Source organism: Aquibacillus saliphilus (assembly GCF_020404745.1).
Lineage (GTDB): Bacteria > Bacillota > Bacilli > Bacillales > Amphibacillaceae > Aquibacillus > Aquibacillus saliphilus.
Genome location: NZ_JAIZAP010000017.1, coordinates 17,092 through 38,068, shown reverse-complemented (window position 1 = coordinate 38,068; position 20,977 = coordinate 17,092). Strand labels below are relative to the sequence as shown.

The window sequence follows — 20,977 nt, the reverse complement described above, 5'->3', positions numbered from 1 at the left end:
TTAAAACGTTTGTACATACAAAGCTTCTCCTTTTTTATATTCAGCATAAAGAACGTCTTTATGCGAGATGATATTTTGCTTTTTAAATTCAGCTGAAAGCCAATTTTCGTCGAGTCCTGCTTCATGTAAGTTGTCCCAAACAATTTCACCATCAGTTACCAGTGTCATTGGAAGGACAACATCTTCAGCGAGTAAATTAAAATCTTTCCTAGACGGTGTTTGATCTAACGTTTTCTTCAAAATCGAAATTGAACCATCAGTTTCTAGTAATGCATAATCAACCTCTTTTAATGAAAACGCGCCTTTTGCTCTTAATAAATGGAGTAACTGATTAATATCTAATTTATTCTTTCTCATTTCCTCTTTATTTAATTGACCTTTATGAATAATGATGGTTGGTTTACCCTCAAAGAAAGCCCGTGTACCTTTAAACTTCTGGGTTATTAGTTCTGTTACTAATAATAAACCTCCCCATAAGAAGACGGCAAAAGCTATTTTTTTAAGTGTTACTTCATCGTCGTATATACCATTACCAACTAACTCACCGAAAATCAGTGCTGAGATAAAATCGAAGGGCGTTAACTGCGAAATTTGGGTTTTACCAACGACTTTGACAATAACAAATAATGCTATGAATCCGAAAAGCGTTTCAATAAAAATTGCTCCCATGAAAGTACCTCTCCTTTCAAAGCTCCTTAACTATCTTTACCAATTGTCCAACTTTCATACGAGGAGAAAAGGGAGGCGTAACGATTACAAAGAAAATCCCTCACCATTTTCTGATGAGGGATGAATTTAGATTTTTTTAATCATTGTTACATGAGAAATACCAGCATCGATAAACTGATCCGAAATCGTGTGATAGCCAATCGACTCATAAAAACCTTCTGCATGTGTTTGTGCGTTTAGTTTAGATTTTGGGTAATCCTTTTTCTTTATTACTTGTTCCATTTCAGTAATGATTTGTTTTCCGAATTGGTGCCCGCGAAATTCTTCTAGTACACATACTCGCTCTAGCTTACCATATTCATCAACAAAACGAAGTCGGCCGGCAGCAATCGGTTTGTTGTCTTGATAACCGACAAAGTGAATTGATTCATTTTCTAATTCGTCAATTTCAAGTTCCGGTGGTACCTTTTGTTCTTCAACGAAAACGGTATTTCTTACTTGAAACGCATCCTGTTGTTGTCGATCGTTCTCTGCGATTTTTACATTCATCATTTAGCATTACTCCTTGTTTAATGTGAAGGTTTCATACACCGTCCAAGTACCGTTTTCTAATTGATACATCAACTGGAAACGAGTAATTTTTTCTTCTAGGTTGAATTCTTGCATTTTTAGACTTCCGAATACATCTGAAAATTCATCATCGGATAGTTTTTGTGCAATTGTTATATGAGGAACAAATGCATATGTTTGGTCCTCGGGAAGACTTCCAGTGTGTAGCCGTTCATTTAAGTCAACCCATTCTTGTATAGGTTCAACTTTCAAATAAATTGTATTCGTTACAGGAGAAAATGAACTTACTTTTCTAATTTTCATTAGGAAAGGTTCGGTGTTTTTTGCTACTTCTTTTAATTCTTTGACAATCGTTTCGATTTCAATGTTTCTACCTTCAAATGGTTCCTTCAAGGTAATATGAGGAGGAATCAAGGCATAATGTGGATCATAGCGCATTCGGAAAGAATTAGCTAAATCTTGAAGCTCCTTTGAAGGGAAAATAGCGATACCGTATTTCATGGTTTACTCCTCCTATTCAATCGTAAACTTGTCGAACAAATTAGTCTAACGCTCTGCTAATGTGTAATTAATTTTTATTATAACAAAAAAATAGGTTGCTTAATAAGTTATTTGTTAATTTATTCAACTTGAGTCAATTTCATAATTACCTAATGCCCTCAGCCGAACATGGTTGTTAATGCTCGTTGTAAATCCTGTTGCCAATATTTCCATGTGTGAATGCCGTCTAACTCATGGTAGGTATAATGGAAGTTATATGACTTTAATTGCTCATTTAGCTGACGGTTCGGCGAAAGGAAATCCTCTATTGTTCCAGCAGTTGTTGGTACTTTAGTTTCTTGATTGCCAATTGTGTGATAAATATCAATTGTATCTATCTTTTTACTACTTGTAACTAAGTCGGTAACAGTTTGATTGACATAAGGTGATTGCATAATGACTTTTCCGAATGTGTGGGGATAACTAAGTGCTGTCATTAGTGCAAGTGTACCTGCAAGTGAATCTCCTAATAGAGCCCTGCTTCCACCAACTTGGTAGGAAGGAATTTCTTCGTCTAACATCGGAATTACTTCATGGACGAGAAAATTCATGTAATCTGCTTGTTTCGCCCCATTAGGGTGGTATTTATCCTGACGATCATACTTATCATTATAATGAATACCAACGAAAACAGTGTCTTCAATTTCCATATCCTCGTGCAATTGATCACTCAATGAAGCAACTTTACCTAGTTGAAAATAATCATTACCATCCTGCATAATGCAAATATGGTAACTTTTGAGCGGAGTAAAAGATTCTGGTTGATACCATTTAACCGTGATAGTTTCGTTTAAATATCTACTATTAATGTCTTTATCTAACATCTTACCCTTTCGACTCATCTTACACACTCCTTTTTCTTCGCTATCTACTAAATTCCCTGATAGTAATGGATAGAAACATGGACTTAGTTTACCACAATTAAAATTTGTTAAGAGGGATAAGGTTTAGAGTACTACTACTAAAATTTAAAACCGTGGTGCCTATGATATAATTGGATTATTCATATAAATACTAGGATTGATTGGGGGGATTTATTTTGACTCGTGTTGCGATTATAACGGGGTCATCAAGTGGACTCGGTTTATCAACAACAATTCAACTTGCGCGGCAAGGATTTGAAGTACTTGCAACAATGCGTAACAAAGATAAGTTTACTGTCTTTAACTTACATACAAATGAACAAGACGTATTAGACCGAATTCTTCCATATCAATTAGATGTTACTGATCAAGAATCAATAAATAGGTTTTCTGAAAAAGTTAACACGCTTGAGCGTGTCGATGTTTTAATAAATAATGCAGGATTCGCAATTGGTGGTTTTGCAGAACAGGTTGAAATAAACGATTACAGAAGACAATTTGAGACCAATCTATTTGGCGTAATGGCAATCACGCAGGCAGTTCTGCCAAAAATGCGTCAAAAAAGGAACGGTACCATTATCAATATTAGCAGTGTAAGTGGAAGAATGGGATTCCCTGGGATATCCGCTTACGTCTCCTCAAAGTACGCTCTAGAAGGATACAGTGAAAGTCTAAGATTAGAGCTTAGACCATTTGGCATTCAGGTTGCAATAGTTGAACCTGGGTCTTTTCAAACGAATATTTGGTCATCAGGGATGGAAATTTCCAAAGGTTCACTTAATGATCAATCACCTTATCATGACTATATGACCAAGATTATTTCCTCGTTAGAGTCGAGTAAAAAGAATCATCAGGATCCAATTCTTGTTGCTAATCTTGTTGCTAAGATAGCTAACATGAAAGAAATTAAAAGATTGCGTTATCCTGTTGGAAAGGGATTAAAAGCTACATTGTTTTTAAAACAAATTATTCCTTGGAAATGGTGGGAGCGAATTGTTTTAAAAATAATATTTAAAAAATGAAGGTGTTAAAATTGAGATAGTGTATTATAATATACTATGTACCTGAATGAGTGAATAAAGAGGAGACAAACTATGTCTAATGGAGAAACCAACAACGACCAAAATATACAGTCTACGGAAAAAAAGAAATTAACTATGCAAGAATTAGTGAAACAACAGCTTGAGAGAAAGAAACAGGCGCAAATGAGTGGCAATAAAACTAACAATGGCATCAGTTCAAATCAACGAATGCAAAGCCAGCAAACCAAAAAAGCTAGCAATAATCGTAGAAAAATGGGTAGTTAATAAATAGTATATTTATTTAAAACACATGGAATTTCAAAGTGAAAATCCCATGTGTTTTTTTATTTATAAATTTATCTGATTTGTTAACAATCTTTCGTATTTGTTGGGTGAAGAGGTGGTGGAACCAACCATCCTTTTTCTTTATTAAGTCGAAGAAGTTTTGCACCAAGAGTGGCCTCTTGGGTGTGAAATTGCCCAAACATCATTGCTATATCTTCACGGATTGATTGCCCTATGATTTGACTACAGGCAACGAGTCCTGCTGCAGTAGCTATTGATAGGGCTGCTGCTATTTCAGGATCTTGAAAGCGTGCACCTGTTGGGATGTCTTCTAAACAAGCGTTTGTGCGCTCTGGTGGTGTTGGTGGTAAACCCACACCATTTTCTTTTAACAGCACTTCAATTTGTTTAACCTCTTGTTGGCATTGTTGGATAGCCTCTTGAATTAACTTCTTTAGATCTTCATCACCTGCATGATTAAGTTTTGTTTGGCAAGCGGCGATACTTGCTTTAGCTGTCATTAAGAATGACCATACACCAAACACTTCACCATAATGCATCGGTTCATTAGTTGGATTTCCACTTAAAATGCCCATAGTTAACCTCCTAAATATATTCATCTTTCGTGCCCCTTCCTAAATGCACAATGTTATGTTTTCCCTAATCATTGGTTTAATCCTAAATATATATGGACAATTAGTGTTAAAACTTGGAGATTAATTGACGTTTTTAAAAAGAGGATAACATTCTTGAATAGAACAGGTGATAAAAGGAAATATTAATTAAAAAACTGTTATCCGTAATTTTATGGGAGTTTTACCAATGGAATTTAATGAGATGGCATTACGTACAGTTATTACTTTTGTAACTCTTTATATACTGGCTAGAATATTAGGGAAAAAATTAATTGCACAAATGACATTTTTCGATTTTGTTGCTGGTGTTAGTTTAGGTTCGATTGTTAGCGGTATTATGTTCAGCAGCAATATCACGAAAACAGTAGGATTGTTTGGGTTAGTTATCTTTGCATTACTTGCATTACTTGTAGATTTTATTTCCCTAAAATCCTTTAAGGGGAGAAAGATTTTAAATGATGAACCAACACTCGTGTTTAAGGACGGGAAGGTTTATGAAGAAGGAATGTCGAAAGCGCGTCTTACAATGGATGAATTGCTTTTTCAACTTAGAAAGAAGAAAATTTTCTATTTAGATGAAATAGATTTTGCTTTTTTTGAAACAGATGGAAGTGTGTCTGCAATGAAAAAAAAGAAGCAATTACCACCTACTAAACAAGAATTACAAATTAATACCGCTTCGAGAGGAGTACCACAAACGTTTATTATAGATGGAAAGTTATTAAGCAATAGTTTGAAGGCAGCAGGTAAAGATGAAAAATGGGTTCAGTCAATTTTGCAGACGAATGGGATTTTGAAAGTTGCGGATGTGGCTATCGCTCAAATTGATGAACAGAATAAAGTGTATATTGATAAAAGGCACGATAAATAATTGTGATACAGTATGAGGATATATGTATGGAATCAGCAAAACGATAAACAAGTTTAGAAAACAATCTGCCTCTAAAATTTGTTTATCGTTTGTTTTTATCTTGCGAAAACGTGATTTCCAATTGTAATTGTTACTTCGCGAGTAGTAATCCAAGAACTCTTAGCCGTTTTAGGGTTATAAAAATATAACGATCCAGCACCTTGACCTCTAAAAGCTAGTGCTTCGTTAACTGCACGCTTAGCTGTGGTATTGGCAACTTGATTAATTGCACCATCTTTCACAGGGGAAAAAGCATAGTGTCCCCCTGCAGAACGCTGATATACAACACCATTCACCGTGTTTGGAAATTGTTTATTATCCATTCGATTCAGGATTACTGTTGCTACGGCAACTTTACCTGCGTATGATTCGCCTTTAGCTTCTGCATGTACAAGTCTTGCCATTAGGTCTCTATCGGCACTAGACATAGTGGTAGGAATAGATAATGTTTCGCCCGCATATAAAAGACTGCTTGATCGATTGTTTGTACTTTGCAAGTTTAATAGAGATACTCCGTATTTATTTGCAATAGTCCAAAATGAATCATTTTTTTGTAACTGATAGGTTGCGGCATCAGCTACAGTTGGAGCAATTAAGAAACTTATAGATAATGAAGCGGTTAATAGTATATTTTTAAATTTATTCATGTCTTTTTTCCTCCTAGCAAACTAGTTGTCTACTAAAAGGCTAACAGTTGTAATATACTTTTTCATTAACCAAAAAATCCCTATTAATCTACTACGATGCCGTTGCTATATCCAATAAGGTGAAAGTAAGTAATAGGAAATAGTTTCCTAACTTCAAAAATAGGAGGAAATTGGTTTTTTGGGGAGAAAAAGGATCTACTGTAACGAGGTGATTACAGCACTGTGACAGCATAATAAGGGCAGAAAACATTCGCAAAAACCCCTTACCTTCAGAAGCTATTGGTTAGAGGGGAGGGGAGTGAATAGAATAATGAAATAAGACATTGGACTTACACCTATTATCAATAGTGATAGTATAAAAAAGTTATCAAAAACCCTAGCTGATTTAAATGAAATATGTTAACCTATTAAAAACAAGGTTAACAATAGAGGGGTTATTTAATGAATAACAATAATTCAAAACTTAGAGGTCTGATTATTTGTGGTATTTTCGCAGCTATTACAGCCATACTTGCACAGATTGAGATCCCACTTCCTATCGTACCAATAAGTGGACAAACTTTTGCAGTAGGCTTAACAGCAACCATTATTGGCAGTAGGTATGGTGCGATTGCAATGGTTTGCTATGCCCTTTTAGGCGGGGTTGGAATGCCAGTATTTGCTGGATTTAAAGGTGGAGTTCAAGTGTTAATTGGCCCTACTGGTGGATACATAATTGGATTTATTCTTGCAGCTTATGTAACTGGGTTAATTCTTGAAAAAACGAAATTCACCCTGCCGATGGCAATGATTGCTAATACTATAGGAATGATTATTACATTAATATTTGGTGCAACACAGCTGAAAATCGTTCTTGGTATGACTTGGGGTCAGGCTCTAGTAACAGGGATTTATCCATTTGTGGTAGTTGGGCTTATAAAAGCATTTTTGGCAAGTTGGCTTGGCATAACAGTTAGAAGACGGTTGGTTCAAGCGAAATTAATTGATCAAACAAATAAACGAGTTGCTTGAAAATTTGAGAATGATCAGTGTTCTTTTGCCTATTAATACTATAAAGGAGCCATCAACGATGACTCCTTTTTTATAGTTAGTAGTACGGATATGGTGGATAGTAAGGACTGTATCCGGGACCAAAAAACGGTAATAGTGATAATGCTGCTAAACCAGAAAGAGGGAATACCCGAGGTCTGTAGCGTCTAAATCTTCTACGGGGACGTCCGTAACCGCCATAGCCGCCATATCCTCCATATCTGGGGTCATCCATTTCATCTTGGTTTTCTCTATCCATAATATCCTCACCAACTAACACAGTCACATTATCAATCGTAACGTTAACAATAATTCCATCAAAAGAACTCCCATCTGTCCCATTTATGAGGACGTGATGATGCATGTATTCATGACAGTGATCATGCATGTGCCTTGATTGGAAGTCATTGTTGTTAAATTGTTGATTCTGATTTTCTAAATTCATAACCCTCCACTCCTTTCAAATACATGATATTCATCTAGATACTGTGGGTTGCTTGTTTAACTGGAAGAAAATGAATTTGTATTGACAAAAGTAGTGGATTCCTATTATATTAATACTTGTCCAGCTTAATTTTTAATATATTCCGTAGCTCAGCTGGGAGAGCGCTACCTTGACATTGATTATTTTAAATTACTAAGACCCTATAACTCAGCGGGAGAGTGCCATGTTGACAGCGTGGATGTCGTAGGTTCAAATCCTACTAGGGTCATCATATCAACAACCTCAAAACATACGTAAGTATCTACTCATGTTTTGAGCACACACTTCGTTATTCTGTTAACTGAAAATTGCAGAATAACGAAGTGTTTTTTTATGTCATTAGAATATGTTGACGAAAAACCAAAGTTGCAAAAAAGAATACTAGCCAAAGGAAAATGAAGAAAGAAACCGTTCAACATAAACGTTTCTTAGCAGGAAAATAATAGATAAACTAAAATAAGTATTATTGTATAAACTAGCAAATAAGTACAGTAATAATTTTTTAGGAGTGGAAAGAATGATGTATTTATTAGCTATTTTATTACCACCTGTTGCAGTATTGATGGTAGGTAAACCATTTCAAGCACTACTTAACTTGGGACTTTGTATTTTACTATGGATACCAGGAGTTATACATGCTTGTTTAGTAGTAGCAGATTCAAAAGCTGATAAGAGAATGAAAAAACAAGTTAAAATGCAAGCGAAATATAATAAAAAAAGTTAAGGCATCCATTGGGTGTCTTATTTTGTTTTGAAAATTTAGAAGGGATTGATTAATATTTTACTAATATTACCAATTATCCTATTTTTAGTTTTTATAGTTACATTCGTGGGTGCAATTGGTGAAAGAAAATAAGGATTTAAGAAATAATAGTGAAAATTAATGTATATCTTTTCAATGTGTTGTAAAGTTTTCCCTAGGAAACATTTTTGCTATAATACATATATTAATAACGGAAAATTTTTAGGCTATTTTGCTTTTCTAAATATAGTAGTGATAACAATTATAAGGGGGACTTTTAGAATGATCGAATTCTTTGCCGGTTTAAGTCCTGTCATGCAAGCATTACTTGGGACTACATTTACTTGGGGGATGACGGCACTTGGTGCTGCATTAGTTTTTACCACTAAACAAATGAATCAAAAACTTATGGATGGCATGCTCGGTTTTGCGGGTGGGGTTATGATAGCAGCGAGTTTTTGGTCTCTTTTAGCACCTGCACTTGAAATGGCAGAAAATGATCCACTGCCAGCCTGGTTTCCAGCTGCAATAGGGTTTATGTTAGGTGCAATATTCCTTTGGGGAGTTGACAAAGTTATTCCGCATTTACATCCCAACGCATCAATGGAAGAAGCAGAAGGAATTCACCCATCAAATAGAAGACGAAGTACGTTATTAGTACTGGCGATTACACTTCATAATATTCCGGAAGGTCTGGCAATAGGAGTTGCATTTGGTGCTGTTGCGGCGGGTTTTCCATCAGCTTCTTTAGCTGCCGCAGTGACATTAGCTATTGGGATTGGTATTCAAAACTTTCCGGAAGGTACCGCGGTTTCGATGCCATTGCGTAGAGATGGGATGTCAAGGAGAAAGAGTTTTATGTACGGACAATTCTCTGGTATGGTTGAACCCGTTTCTGCGTTAGTAGGCGTATTGGCAGTTACGTTAATGGAACCACTTCTTCCATTCGCTTTAAGTTTTGCCGCTGGAGCAATGATCTTCGTGGTAGCAGAAGAGGTAATACCTGGTTCACAGGAAAACGGCAATAAAGACCTTGCATCGATGTCTTTAATGGTCGGATTTACCGTAATGATGATTTTAGATGTGGCACTTGGTTAAAATAGTGAGTAGAACATACGATTTTATTTGAGGATGTTTTATTTTATCTGTCTGTTTATATTAACGATTCATTCCATGGCAAATGTGATGGGGACACTTTTTATATTCAGCACTCAGCAGCAACGAGTGTAATCCCTGGTTGTAAGAGTCCAGAGCAAGTAGAGGTAAATGCAAGAGCAGCTGACTTAGATATTGACCCAAGTGCTATATAATAGTGTTAAGTTATCATAATGGCAGTTCCAGAAACTAGATAGGCTACAAAAGGAGATGATTTCTGTATTGAACAGAAACCATCTCCTTTTAATTATAACCGAATGCGTTAGTTGAATTTTAGTATCATTTAAATAGTCAAATCCACGCATACTAGAGGGAAAATAAAAACTTTTCATTTGACTTACATACTATAGGGGGGTATAGTATAATTATAAACCGAAAAGGAAGTGACTAAATGGATGAGTTTCTTCATGATCACCCGAGTACACCTAGAACAAATGATGAAAAGCAAGCGGTTGTAAATCGTTTAAAGCGAATTGAAGGCCAAGTGCGTGGAATCCAAAAAATGATTGAAGAAGACCGATATTGTGTAGATATCTTAGTTCAAATTAGTGCAATTAACGCAGCAATGAAAAAAGTAGGATTCTCTATTACTGAGCGACATATAAAGCATTGTGTGAGTGATGCGATTAAATCAGGCGAAGGAAATGAAACGATTGAGGAACTGATGGAAGTGATGAAGCAATTCTCTAAATAAGGAGGGGGTAAAAACAGATGAGTGAAGAAAAGCACATTACCGTCGGTGTAACTGGGATGACTTGTGCAGCATGTTCAAACCGAATCGAAAAGGTATTAAATAAAATGGATGGCGTAGAAGCGCAAGTTAATCTGACTACAGAAAAAGCAACGGTAGATTATGATCCTTCTACAGCCTCAGTGAGTGATATCACTGCTAAAATTGAAAAATTAGGTTATGGTGTCCATACTGAAAAGATAGATTTTGATGTAGTTGGCATGACTTGTGCTGCTTGTTCAAATCGAATTGAGAAAGTGTTAAACAAGCAAGAAGGTGTGAAAGTTGCTAATGTCAATTTAGCAACAGAAAGTGCAACGATTGAATATAATCCAACGTTAATAGAAGAAATGGATCTTATTGGTCGAATCCAAAAACTTGGCTATGACGCAAAGCGAAAAGCTGGAAAAGAAGAGACACAATCGCAAAAAGAAAAACAGCTTAAAAAAATGAAAGTGAAACTATTTATTTCTGCGCTTTTATCGGCTCCATTACTAATTACCATGTTGATTCATTTGTTTGGTGTGAACCTACCAGCAGTATTCATGAATCCGTGGTTCCAATTTTTATTAGCTACACCGGTACAATTTGTAATCGGCTGGCAATTCTATGTAGGTGCATACAAAAACTTACGTAACGGTGCAGCCAATATGGATGTGTTGGTTGCTTTAGGAACGAGTGCAGCTTACTTTTATAGCTTATACGAAGCATTCAAAACCATCCCGAATCCAGCCTACATGCCACATTTATATTTTGAAACAAGTGCGATTATCATCACATTAATTTTATTCGGTAAATATTTAGAAACTAGCGCTAAAGGTAAAACAACACTCGCTATCTCAAAATTACTTGGATTACAAGCTAAACAAGCACGAGTAATCAGAAACAATCAGGAATTAATGATTCCGATTGAAGAAGTAACCGTAGGTGATCGTTTAGTTGTAAAACCTGGCGAGAAAATACCTGTAGATGGTATCGTTGTGAAAGGTAGAACCTCGGTCGACGAGTCAATGATTACTGGTGAGTCTATCCCGATTGAGAAAAACATGGAAGCAACTTTAATTGGCTCAACAATCAATAAAAATGGATCGATTGAAATGGAAGCTAAAAAGGTAGGAAAAGATACCGCGTTAGCATCGATTATTAAGGCAGTTGAAGATGCCCAAGGATCCAAAGCACCAATCCAACGTTTAGCTGATGTTATTTCCGGTTATTTTGTTCAAGTGGTTGTTGGAATCGCTATTTTGACATTCATAATCTGGATTACGCTAGTATCGGCCGGAAATGTTGAATCCGCACTAATAGCGACGATTGCGGTGCTCGTTATTGCATGTCCTTGTGCACTTGGATTGGCAACACCAACTTCTATTATGGTTGGGACAGGGAAGGCTGCTGAAAATGGAATATTGTTCAAAGGTGGCGAACACTTAGAACGTACCCACCAATTAGATGCGATTATTTTTGATAAAACGGGCACAATTACAAAAGGAAAACCTGAAGTAACGAACTTTACCGCTGATGAGGAAACATTACAGTTGTTAGCAAGTGCTGAGAAGGGTTCTGAACATCCGTTAGCAGATGCGGTTGTTGCTTATGCAACCGAGAAGGACATTGATCTTATTGATGTCGACGAATTTAATGCGATACCCGGTCACGGTATTCAAGCTACTATTACAGGTAAAAAAATACTTGTTGGTACTAGAAAACTAATGAATGATTTTACTATTGATGTAAGTCATGCTGAGAATGCATTGGTAGAATACGAACAAGATGGAAAAACTGCCATGTTGATTGCAGTTAATGGAGAATTTCGAGGCATTGTTGCCGTAGCGGATACAATTAAGGAAACTGCGGTTCAAGCAATTAAAGAATTGAAGGATCAAGGTTTAGAGGTAATTATGCTGACTGGGGATAATGAGCGAACTGCACATGCAATTGCTAACCAGGTAGGAATTGATCAAGTGATAGCCCAAGTCTTGCCTGAAGAAAAGGCAAATAAGGTAAAAGAAGTTCAATTACAAGGGAAAAAAGTAGCGATGGTTGGTGATGGAATTAATGATGCACCTGCTTTAGCGATTGCAGATATTGGAATTGCGATTGGAACAGGGACAGAGGTTGCAATTGAAGCAGCTGATGTAACAATCCTTGGTGGTGAATTGTTACTCATACCAAAAGCGATTAAATTAAGCCGCGCCACGATTAGGAATATCCGCCAAAATCTGTTCTGGGCTTTTGCCTATAACAGCGCAGGGATTCCAATCGCAGCACTTGGTCTTTTGGCACCATGGATTGCCGGAGCAGCAATGGCATTTAGTTCTGTAAGTGTTGTTTCTAACTCACTTCGTTTGAAGCGAGTTAAAATATAATAAATATATCTTAAAAAAGGAGAATGAATAATGGAAACTATTTTAGATGTAAAAGGCATGACTTGTGGTCACTGTAAACAATCTGTAGAGGGGGCACTTCAAGGATTAGATGGAGTGACTAGTGCAGAGGTGGACTTAGGAACTGGTAAAGTAACAGTTAGTTATGATGACAACAAAGTGACAGTTGCAGCTATGCAAGAAGCGGTTGAAGATCAAGGCTATGATGTTGCATAAATAATTAGAAAATAAAAGAGTCAGCCTTTGTCAGGGAATACTATCCTTGTAAGGGCTGGCTCTTTTTTTATTTGTGGTGGTGATATTACTCAAGTTAATAGAAATCTATTTTTTTATCCTTAATAACCGCAAACTGTTTAGCGTTACGAGTAATGTTGCACCCATATCGGCAAATATTGCTATCCATAGTGTTAGCCAACCAGGAATGACTAATAGTAAGGCAACTAATTTTATCACTAAAGAGAAGGTAATATTTTGTTTGATAATCTTCAATGTTTTACGACTTAGTTTAATGGTATAACCCAGTTTGCTTAAGTCATCTGACATTAATGCAATATCGGCCGTTTCTAGTGCAGTATCAGTCCCTGCACCACCCATAGCTACCCCAACTGTGGAAGCAGCAAGTGCCGGGGCATCGTTCACACCATCTCCAACCATGGCAACCCCGCGTTGATTACTACGAAGCTCTTTAATATAGTTTAATTTATCCTCTGGAAGTAGATCTGCTTTAATATCAGATACTCCGATTTCATGTCCGATTGCTTCAGCGGTTATTTTGTTATCTCCAGTTAGCATCACTGTCTTTTCAATTCCGATTTCGTGAAGTTCTTGGATTACTTGTTTGGATGATTCCCTCACTTCATCAGCTACCGCAATAAGGGAAAGTATTTCTTTATCTGTACCTAAAATCATGACTGTTTTCCCTTGGGTTTGTAACTGTGTTATCTTTTGTTTTCTGGCGCTCTCCATTTTTCCGTGTAACTCTTCAAACAGAGCAGGATTTCCTACATAATATATCGTGTCTTTGATAGTTGCCTTTAGGCCTTTTCCGGTAATAGACAGGAAATTTTCGACTGTAACATCTCTAAAGTTCCAACCATTTTTTTCAGCGTTTGTAATAATTGCTGATGCTAAGGGATGTTGTGAAGCCTTTTCTATTGCAGCTGTAATCGTCATTAATTCTTCTTCGGATTTATCATAGGTGATGATGTCTGTAACAGCTGGCACACCTTTTGTTAATGTTCCAGTTTTATCAAAAGCGATTATTTTTATGGCACCTGTTTCTTCAAGATAAATGCCACCTTTAATCAGCACACCATTTTTCGCTGCGTTGCCAATCGCTGTTACAATCGCAACTGGGGTGGAAATTACTAGTGCACATGGACAACCAACAACTAATACGGCTAATCCTTGATACACCCATTCGCTCCAATCTCCACCAAGAAGCGGGGGCATGATTGCTATTAACGTGGCGATGATGACAATCGCTGGTGTATAGTACTTAGCAAATTTGTCTACAAATGCTTGTGATGGTGCTCGTTCTGCTTGTGCTTCTTCTACTAAGTGAATAATTTTCGAGAGGGTAGTATCCTCTACTCGTTTAGTAACCTTTACTTCGATTAATCCTTCTTCATTTAATGTTCCGGCAAACACTTCACTATCAACGGTTTTTGTCACTGGCACACTTTCGCCGGTGATTGCAGCTTGATTTAACGTAGATGTACCTTTAACAACAAGCCCATCCATTGCAAGTTTTTGACCAGGTTTTACAATCATAATGTCATTAATTTGAATGTCATCAACGCCAATTGTCATTTCCTGGTCATTGCGGCGAATGACTGCTTCTTTTGGTGCAATATCCATTAAAGATTCAATCGATTGACGTGCTTTGTCCATAGAATAACGCTCTAATGCCTCACTAATGGCAAATAGGATAACAACCATTGCACCTTCGCCCCACTCACCAATAATAGCGGCACCAATAATCGCAATTGTCATTAAGGTCTTCATATCAAAATTAAAACGAATTAAATTTTTGAACCCTTGAATGAATAGTAAATATCCTCCGATTATAATAGAAGCTGCATAACCAATAGTAGGAATAACACTTTCCTCTGCCAGCTGTTGAGTTAAAACCCAGCTAATCAGAAGTAAGAAAGCAGAGATGTACACTTTTATATTCTCTTTTTGTTTCCAAAACGATTGCTGTTCTTTTTTCTGGTCTTTTTCATCTCGAACTTTCAGATTTTCGAATGCGCCTGCCTTTTCAATTTTTTCAATGGTGGTGCCACCTGTTACTGTTAGTTTTGAAGCACCAAAATTTACTTTTGCGTCTTGAACACCATCCAGGTGTTTTACGTTCGTTTCGAACTTTTGGGCACAATTAGCTCAGGTTAGTCCTTGAATGCGATATGTTTTTGATTCTTTTTCAGACATTGATCTCCACCTCTTTCTGATGCGCTAACGCAAGCATGATTAATTGTTTTATTTGATCATTATCTAACGAATAAAATGCAAGTTTTCCTTCTTTACGGTAAGAGACAATCCCTTGTTTACGAAGGGTTCGTAGATGGTGGGATGCAGTTGCTACAGAAGACTCAATGATATTAGCAACATCACAAACACATAACTCTCCGTCTTGGCAAAGAGCATAGCTGATTTTTGCTCTGTTTTCATCTGCAAGTGCTTTAAATAATTGGGAGACACTAGATAAATCTTGGCTTTCTAACTCCCCTTGAATCCGATTGACTTTCTCTTCATCGTAGCAATAAATATCGCAAGTATCTTTCTTATTCATCATTATCCCCACTTTATATTCAAATGATTGTTTGATTATATATAGTATATTATAACTTTTCTTCATTTGTTATTCAAATATTTATTTGAATAACAAAATTCAGCTTTAAACGAACTCGAAAATAGTAATTCCTCATAAATTCAACATAAGTGAGGAGTATTATGAATTAAGAAATTAGTTTTCAAAAAGTAGAGTTGTATTGGTGTGATGAATGGAGTAGGAATGAGTGGCCGCCATTTCGGGGCTAAAAGCTTCCATGACTGGAATTAGCATTTTAGATTACTTGTTTAATGAAAGTATCTTGTTCTATCAATAAAGAGAATAACCAGAGAAATATAGTAAAAAAGAGCATACACTTTAATAAAGTTATGCTCTTTTTTTACTTGTGAAGAATTAATCAAGGACGACTGTTAGAAAAGTAGTAGAAGGTCTGGAATGCTGCTCCATACTCTTATAAATTATCTTCATTTTCTTTTTCCGTGTAGGTTGCAATTAAAACCACGGCTAATTCATCACCTATATTTTTGGCGAAATGTGGGACACTTGCATTCCAACTAAATGAATCCCCTTCCTCTAAAATAACGGAATCCTCTCCTTGTTCTGCTAGGATTTTACCTTGTAATACTAAATGAGACTCTTCCCCTTCATGTGCATGCGGAGCATCTCCTGTAGAAGCTTGTGGTGGAAATGTTACGCGTTTCATCTGGAGACCACCTTTTGACGTTAGGTGTTCAACTTTAAGATTATGCTTGTTATGTGTTGTGAATTCTCTTTCATCTTTTCTAACTATACGCATCCGCTGATCTTTTTCCAAAAGAAGATATGGCAAAGGGATAGATAAAAACTGAGCAACGGCGTGTAAAGTGTTAATCGAAGGAGATGTATTGTTATTTTCCATGTTACTAATAAACCCTTTTGAGAGTCCGGTCCCTTCACTCATCTGTGCAATAGTTATTTTTTTCCTATTCCTAATCGACTTAATTGTTGTACCAATGTCCAAAAAATTCACCTCTTAGTTTCTTAATAAAAAACTTAATTACATATTACCAATTTATTTGTTGACAATCCACTATATTTTTTGTTACTTTATAGATAACTAATATTCATATTAAGAAACAAATGATAATTAGTTTGCATTTATCAAGTTTTGATAATTGGTTGATTTCACACTAAATTAATTGTGGGCTATCAATCCGGACTATTGGTTTTCAAAAAAATATATTTGGAGGTATAAACAAATGATTCAAAAATATGAATGGAGTACGCTATTATTACGTGTAGTTTTAGGGCTAACTTTCTTTGTCCATGGATTGGTAAAATTCCAAGGTGGGATTGGAAATACGGTTGGGTGGTTCGAAAGTATTAGCTTACCAGGATCTTTAGCTTATGGTGTCGCATTATTAGAACTAGTTGGTGGAATTGCTCTAATAATTGGATTAGGAAGTCGAGTTGTATCAGCCTTATTGTCATTAATGATGGTTGGAGCAATTATAAAAGTTCAATTAGCAGCTGGTTTTATCGGTGGGTATGAATTAGATTTAGCTTTATTAACAATATCAGTGTTTATTGTCGTAAATGGAAGTAAGTTATATGCACTTGATCAGCTTATATTTAAGAGAAATGAACAAAACAACGAAACTAGTAAAGCTGCTTAAATAGAAAAAGGATGGTTTTAGGATATGGCACAATCACAGGTTAAATCAGAGGTGTTAAATGTATTAGCGGATAAACTAACATTGGTTAGACAAAACGAAGGTGCGATTTATTTAGTAGGACCAATTCGGCTTCCAGTTAATTTAGATGGAAAAACTGTGGTCTTAAAGTGGTACTGTTGGTTGAACCACGACGAGATAATTGATGACTATGAAGAATTATTAGCTAAAATAGCTTCTGCAGATTTAGCTGAATTTCAACAGAGTAGCGTGCTAGTTTATGGTGACTTTGCGCATGGCGATGAGGCAATGGTTAGAATGCATTCCACTTGTCATACGGGCGATATATTTGGAAGTAAACGATGTGATTGTGGTTTTCAACTAAAAGAGTCGATGAAAAAAATAGTAACAGCTGGGGCTGGGGCATTATTTTATTTAGCGAATCATGAAGGTCGAGGTATTGGGCTTTTTAGCAAAGCAATGGCCTATATTCTGCAAGAGAATGGATATGACACAGTAGAGGCAAACAATGCGCTTGGTTTTGTTGATGACTCTAGAGACTATAAAGCTGCGATTGATGTATTAAAATCATTACGTTCCAAACCTGTTTCGATTATAACGAACAATCCTAAAAAGATTGAAGCGTTGAAAAATGCAGGATTAGATTTAGTTGATCGGGTGCCTCTGTGGGATGATAATCACGAATACAATGAAAAATATTTACAAACTAAAATTAAAAAGTCTGGTCATATCGAAAATAGTGAGAACTCTGTAAATGTTTAGGTATGAATTTTATCGATATAGCACCAAATAACCCAAAGTTAACATTAATTTGCTCTTTCTTGTAATCAAGACTGACTCCAGAGAACAAACAACCTGATCGTTTTAACGGATCAGGTTGTTTGTCTAAATAAAAAAATTCTTAGAATTTATTCTTTATTATTTTTCAGTGCTAATTTGACAGAGTAATAAACTACGATACCGATAACTAAAAGGTTAATAAACCATCCTAGTAATCCATAACCCATCATGCCAAATCCGTATCCACCCATCATTAGGAATCACCTCTTAGGCTAAAAGTTATTCATCAGGTTATTTTGCATAAATCCATTCTCTCCATGGCAGTTATTAAACATCGCTTCTTGCTCTTCTGTAGAAAAATCTGGATGCATTTGTTCGATGTATGGTTTCATCTCATTAAAGTTGAAAAATCCATCTTCATTTGTCTCAGCAAAAGCATAGGTTCCAGCTCCACCCAAAATTACTACTCCTGTTACGATGCTGATAATAATTTTTTTCATTTATTGCATCTCCTTTCTTGATTAATTTCATCATAACGTACACAAATGTAGTTCTTATGGAGAACTTGTGTGGAAGTTGTGAAGATTAACCTTTAAATAATAAGAAATGATAAGATAAGCACACGAGGTGATACTAAATGACTAAAATTCTTATCGTAGATGATGAAAAAATTATTCTGGAAGTTTTAGAAGCTTATTTTGAAAAAGAAAATTGGGATATTTTATTCGCTTCCAATGGAATAGAGGCACTTAAAAAAGTTAAAGAAGAGAATCCAGACCTAATCATATTAGATCTTATGTTACCTGATATATCAGGTGAAGAAGTTTGTAGTTTAACGAGAAAAAATAGCAATGTTCCTATCATCATGCTCACAGCCAAATCAACTGAAGATGATTTGATCAATGGAATTGTAATTGGGGCAGATGATTATGTGACCAAGCCCTTTAGCCCGAGGGAAGTCGTAGTTCGGGTGAAAGCCTTATTACGAAGAACAAATAAGACGGAAACTGGTAGTCAACTCGGATTTAATAATCGGAAATTGAAGATTGATAAACTAAAAAAAGAAGTTAAACAAAATGATCAAATCATTGGATTAACTCCTAATGAATATAAACTTCTTCTTTCGATGGCTAGTTATCCTGGTCGTGTCTATAGTAGGTCTGACTTGTTAGGGAAAATTCAAGAAGATGGTGGATATTTTGAAGGATATGAACGAAGTATTGACACACATATAAAAAATTTGCGTAAAAAGGTTGAAACTGATTCTAGACATCCGGAATTTATCTTAACCGTTTTTGGAATGGGTTATAAGTTTGGAGGAGTACCGGATGAAGATAACGCTTCGTTCTAAAATTCTATTTTATATCTTAATTGTATCCTTGTCTGGTGTGTTTCTTACTAGTTTCACTATTTTTTTTGGAGTGGATAATCAGTTCGCTGATTATTTGGAAAAAAATAGAGAGAACAATAGAGACCAAATTGAAAAGGTAGCTATCCAACAATATGATGAGACAGGAACTTTAGTAAACGACCAATTGATTAATTTGATGCGTGAGCAGGCGATGACAGACAACTTGTTTTATAAAATTTATGATGAAAATAAAAATCTAGTTGTAGATACAACAAACATGCAGGGTATGATGGGAATGATGCGAGAAATGCACTCACAAACTTTGTCTGCTACTGATTATCAATCTGTTTCTCACGATATAATATTAAATAAAAAGTCAATTGGTAGTATGAAAGTGTACTTCCCAGTAGAACTGATGGGAGAGGACTTTATTTTTTTGAAATCGATAAAACAAAATATTGTTATCGCGGTGATTGTAACCGTAATTCTATCCATTCTATTTAGCTTACTGTTTTCGAAACGGTTGACAAAAGGTTTTAATCAATTATCAAAGGCTATTCAAGACTTGCGAAATCATAAAAGATTAGTACGTGTACCTATAAACGAATTGACAGACGAAATGAAGCCGCTAGGTGAATCTTTTAACCAACTTGCCGAATCAGTTTTTAAAGAGGAAGAGCTCAGAAAGCAATTCACGGCTGACTTTGCCCATGAGCTAAGAACGCCACTTGCAACGTTACAAAGTCAAATCGAGGCTTATCAAGATGAAATATGGGAACCCACTCCTAAAAGGTTAAAACAAAGTCATGATGAATTGATGCGGTTAGTCCGCCTTGTAAATGAGTTGGAGAAATTGATTGCTGCAGAAAATCCACAAATTAAATTTAAAAAAACAAATCTCGAAGCGGGACAATTAATATCTTTAATTGAAGATCAATTCAGACCTATATTCAAGGAAAAAGGTGTTGATTTGAACATTCAAAACATTGAAGAAAAACATTGGTTCAAGGGAAATCATGACAAGGTAATACAAATTTTAACCAACATTGTGAATAATGCACTCCAATATACTCCACTTGGAAAAAAAGTCACCATTGATATAGAAGATAAAATTGATTACATCAGCTTTATTGTGAAGGATGAAGGTGTTGGTATTAGCGAGAAGGACCTTCCGCATCTTTTTGAAAGATTTTATCGCGGTGATAAATCACGGGACAGAAAAACGGGGGGGATCGGGATAGGATTGTCTATTGCAAAAGCACTTGTAGAAGCACATCAAGGAAAAATTGAGGTAGAAAGTCAATTAAGTGTTGGAACAACCTTTGAGGTTTTATTTCCCAAACAATAAAGAATTATAATCTGCTTAAATGAATTTATTTTAAAATGTGGCAGTAAGACTAGACAAGAAGTCTAGTTTTTATTACTGAGAGGAAATTCAAACATGACAGTGTGCAGCAGAATGTGAAAAATGAAGGATACGCATTGCAAAGAATGTGCAATTATATGTCGTGAATGTGCTGAAGAGTGTCGTAAAATGGCTAAGTAATTTTAATAGAAATGAAAACCCTTTAAGCGATTGCTTAGAGGGTTTTATAATGATTCATGTGTAGCGGAAGCACTAGTTAATAGTTTCATAATCGGATGTGATAATGTCACATCACTTTAAAAATTTAATATCCTAAAGTGATACTCTATGTTTCTCGATAGTGTGCAG

The 20,977-nt window shown here is 35.9% G+C and carries 26 protein-coding genes and 1 tRNA gene; 15 read left to right on the top strand and 12 right to left on the bottom strand.

The genetic code is table 11. From position 1 onward, the window contains the following. The 4 genes from LD272_RS16000 to LD272_RS15985 all read right to left on the bottom strand — a co-directional run bounded on the left by LD272_RS16000 (position 1) and on the right by LD272_RS15985 (position 2,621). The gene (locus LD272_RS16000) at positions 1-669 is read right to left on the bottom strand and encodes a DUF421 domain-containing protein (protein ID WP_226037628.1); all 669 of its coding nucleotides are present in this window, start codon (positions 667-669) and stop codon (positions 1-3) included. 126 nt (positions 670-795) lie between these two features. After that, a complete protein-coding gene (locus LD272_RS15995; protein WP_369413995.1) occupies positions 796-1,221 on the bottom strand; it encodes a GNAT family N-acetyltransferase in 426 nt (141 codons plus the stop codon). Between the two features lie 6 nt (positions 1,222-1,227). After that, positions 1,228-1,740 carry a YjcG family protein gene (locus LD272_RS15990; RefSeq protein ID WP_226037627.1) on the bottom strand — a complete coding sequence of 171 codons (513 nt, stop codon included), beginning with the start codon at positions 1,738-1,740 and terminating at the stop codon, positions 1,228-1,230. A 158-nt stretch (positions 1,741-1,898) separates the two neighbouring features. Then, the gene (locus LD272_RS15985; RefSeq protein WP_226037626.1) at positions 1,899-2,621 is read right to left on the bottom strand and encodes an alpha/beta hydrolase; all 723 of its coding nucleotides are present in this window, start codon (positions 2,619-2,621) and stop codon (positions 1,899-1,901) included. A gap of 194 nt (positions 2,622-2,815) precedes the next feature. On the opposite strand from LD272_RS15985, the gene LD272_RS15980 reads away from it, so the two are divergent. Further along, a complete protein-coding gene (locus LD272_RS15980) occupies positions 2,816-3,664 on the top strand; it encodes an SDR family oxidoreductase (RefSeq protein ID WP_226037709.1) in 849 nt (282 codons plus the stop codon). A gap of 72 nt (positions 3,665-3,736) precedes the next feature. Beyond that, positions 3,737-3,949, top strand: coding sequence for a hypothetical protein (locus LD272_RS15975; RefSeq protein ID WP_226037625.1), 213 nt, complete (start codon positions 3,737-3,739; stop codon positions 3,947-3,949). 83 nt (positions 3,950-4,032) lie between these two features. Here LD272_RS15975 and LD272_RS15970 read toward each other — a convergent pair whose 3' ends face one another. Next, positions 4,033-4,545: a DUF3231 family protein gene (locus LD272_RS15970; RefSeq protein ID WP_226037624.1), complete on the bottom strand. Its 513-nt coding sequence runs from the start codon at positions 4,543-4,545 to the stop codon at positions 4,033-4,035. A gap of 226 nt (positions 4,546-4,771) precedes the next feature. Between LD272_RS15970 and LD272_RS15965 the strand changes: the two genes are divergently transcribed. After that, the gene (locus LD272_RS15965; protein ID WP_226037623.1) at positions 4,772-5,455 is read left to right on the top strand and encodes a DUF421 domain-containing protein; all 684 of its coding nucleotides are present in this window, start codon (positions 4,772-4,774) and stop codon (positions 5,453-5,455) included. Positions 5,456-5,550: 95 nt separating this feature from the next. Here LD272_RS15965 and LD272_RS15960 read toward each other — a convergent pair whose 3' ends face one another. Next, positions 5,551-6,141: a cell wall hydrolase gene (locus tag LD272_RS15960; protein ID WP_226037622.1), complete on the bottom strand. Its 591-nt coding sequence runs from the start codon at positions 6,139-6,141 to the stop codon at positions 5,551-5,553. A gap of 441 nt (positions 6,142-6,582) precedes the next feature. On the opposite strand from LD272_RS15960, the gene LD272_RS15955 reads away from it, so the two are divergent. Continuing rightward, positions 6,583-7,152 carry a biotin transporter BioY gene (locus tag LD272_RS15955; protein WP_226037621.1) on the top strand — a complete coding sequence of 190 codons (570 nt, stop codon included), beginning with the start codon at positions 6,583-6,585 and terminating at the stop codon, positions 7,150-7,152. 76 nt (positions 7,153-7,228) lie between these two features. Here LD272_RS15955 and LD272_RS15950 read toward each other — a convergent pair whose 3' ends face one another. Continuing rightward, positions 7,229-7,615: a hypothetical protein gene (locus LD272_RS15950; RefSeq protein WP_226037620.1), complete on the bottom strand. Its 387-nt coding sequence runs from the start codon at positions 7,613-7,615 to the stop codon at positions 7,229-7,231. A gap of 196 nt (positions 7,616-7,811) precedes the next feature. Here LD272_RS15950 and LD272_RS15945 point away from each other — a divergent pair. The 6 genes from LD272_RS15945 (at position 7,812) to copZ (ending at position 12,881) form a co-directional block, all read left to right on the top strand. Then, positions 7,812-7,883, top strand: a tRNA-Val gene (locus tag LD272_RS15945). A gap of 288 nt (positions 7,884-8,171) precedes the next feature. Next, the gene (locus LD272_RS15940) at positions 8,172-8,378 is read left to right on the top strand and encodes a YqaE/Pmp3 family membrane protein (RefSeq protein WP_226037619.1); all 207 of its coding nucleotides are present in this window, start codon (positions 8,172-8,174) and stop codon (positions 8,376-8,378) included. Between the two features lie 300 nt (positions 8,379-8,678). Beyond that, positions 8,679-9,494 (top strand): ZIP family metal transporter, encoded by an 816-nt coding sequence (locus LD272_RS15935; RefSeq protein WP_226037618.1) that lies wholly within the window; start codon positions 8,679-8,681, stop codon positions 9,492-9,494. Between the two features lie 448 nt (positions 9,495-9,942). Next, the gene (locus tag LD272_RS15930) at positions 9,943-10,245 is read left to right on the top strand and encodes a metal-sensing transcriptional repressor (RefSeq protein WP_226037617.1); all 303 of its coding nucleotides are present in this window, start codon (positions 9,943-9,945) and stop codon (positions 10,243-10,245) included. A 17-nt stretch (positions 10,246-10,262) separates the two neighbouring features. Beyond that, a complete protein-coding gene (locus tag LD272_RS15925) occupies positions 10,263-12,647 on the top strand; it encodes a heavy metal translocating P-type ATPase (protein ID WP_226037616.1) in 2,385 nt (794 codons plus the stop codon). 30 nt (positions 12,648-12,677) lie between these two features. Next, positions 12,678-12,881 (top strand): copper chaperone CopZ, encoded by a 204-nt coding sequence (copZ, locus tag LD272_RS15920; RefSeq protein ID WP_255639784.1) that lies wholly within the window; start codon positions 12,678-12,680, stop codon positions 12,879-12,881. A gap of 105 nt (positions 12,882-12,986) precedes the next feature. Here the strand turns inward: copZ and LD272_RS15915 are convergent, their stop codons facing one another. From LD272_RS15915 to LD272_RS15905, 3 genes are all read right to left on the bottom strand, one after another. Beyond that, a complete protein-coding gene (locus LD272_RS15915) occupies positions 12,987-15,098 on the bottom strand; it encodes a heavy metal translocating P-type ATPase (RefSeq protein ID WP_226037615.1) in 2,112 nt (703 codons plus the stop codon). Continuing rightward, on the bottom strand, positions 15,091-15,459 hold the full coding sequence (locus LD272_RS15910; protein WP_226037614.1) for an ArsR/SmtB family transcription factor: 369 nt from the start codon (positions 15,457-15,459) through the stop codon (positions 15,091-15,093). The genes LD272_RS15915 and LD272_RS15910 overlap by 8 nt, the downstream gene beginning before the upstream one ends. 451 nt (positions 15,460-15,910) lie before the next feature. Then, positions 15,911-16,459 (bottom strand): helix-turn-helix domain-containing protein, encoded by a 549-nt coding sequence (locus tag LD272_RS15905; RefSeq protein ID WP_226037613.1) that lies wholly within the window; start codon positions 16,457-16,459, stop codon positions 15,911-15,913. Between the two features lie 238 nt (positions 16,460-16,697). On the opposite strand from LD272_RS15905, the gene LD272_RS15900 reads away from it, so the two are divergent. Together LD272_RS15900 and LD272_RS15895 are read left to right on the top strand one after the other, a co-directional pair. Further along, complete coding sequence (locus LD272_RS15900; protein WP_226037612.1) at positions 16,698-17,114, top strand: DoxX family protein; 417 nt, start codon at positions 16,698-16,700, stop codon at positions 17,112-17,114. Positions 17,115-17,138: 24 nt separating this feature from the next. Continuing rightward, positions 17,139-17,894, top strand: coding sequence for a GTP cyclohydrolase II (locus LD272_RS15895; RefSeq protein WP_226037611.1), 756 nt, complete (start codon positions 17,139-17,141; stop codon positions 17,892-17,894). Positions 17,895-18,040: 146 nt separating this feature from the next. Here the strand turns inward: LD272_RS15895 and LD272_RS21515 are convergent, their stop codons facing one another. Together LD272_RS21515 and LD272_RS15890 are read right to left on the bottom strand one after the other, a co-directional pair. Beyond that, positions 18,041-18,166, bottom strand: a complete 126-nt coding sequence (locus tag LD272_RS21515; protein WP_255639783.1) for a hypothetical protein — start codon at positions 18,164-18,166, stop codon at positions 18,041-18,043. 18 nt (positions 18,167-18,184) lie between these two features. Continuing rightward, entirely contained in the window at positions 18,185-18,412 is a 228-nt protein-coding gene (locus LD272_RS15890) for a hypothetical protein (protein WP_226037610.1), read from the bottom strand. Positions 18,413-18,549: 137 nt separating this feature from the next. Between LD272_RS15890 and LD272_RS15885 the strand changes: the two genes are divergently transcribed. From LD272_RS15885 to LD272_RS21680, 3 genes are all read left to right on the top strand, one after another. Then, the gene (locus tag LD272_RS15885) at positions 18,550-19,263 is read left to right on the top strand and encodes a response regulator transcription factor (RefSeq protein WP_226037609.1); all 714 of its coding nucleotides are present in this window, start codon (positions 18,550-18,552) and stop codon (positions 19,261-19,263) included. Continuing rightward, complete coding sequence (locus tag LD272_RS15880) at positions 19,241-20,611, top strand: sensor histidine kinase (protein ID WP_226037608.1); 1,371 nt, start codon at positions 19,241-19,243, stop codon at positions 20,609-20,611. The genes LD272_RS15885 and LD272_RS15880 overlap by 23 nt, the downstream gene beginning before the upstream one ends. A 120-nt stretch (positions 20,612-20,731) precedes the next feature. Then, positions 20,732-20,809, top strand: coding sequence for a four-helix bundle copper-binding protein (locus LD272_RS21680; protein WP_226037707.1), 78 nt, complete (start codon positions 20,732-20,734; stop codon positions 20,807-20,809). Positions 20,810-20,977 lie beyond the last annotated feature (168 nt).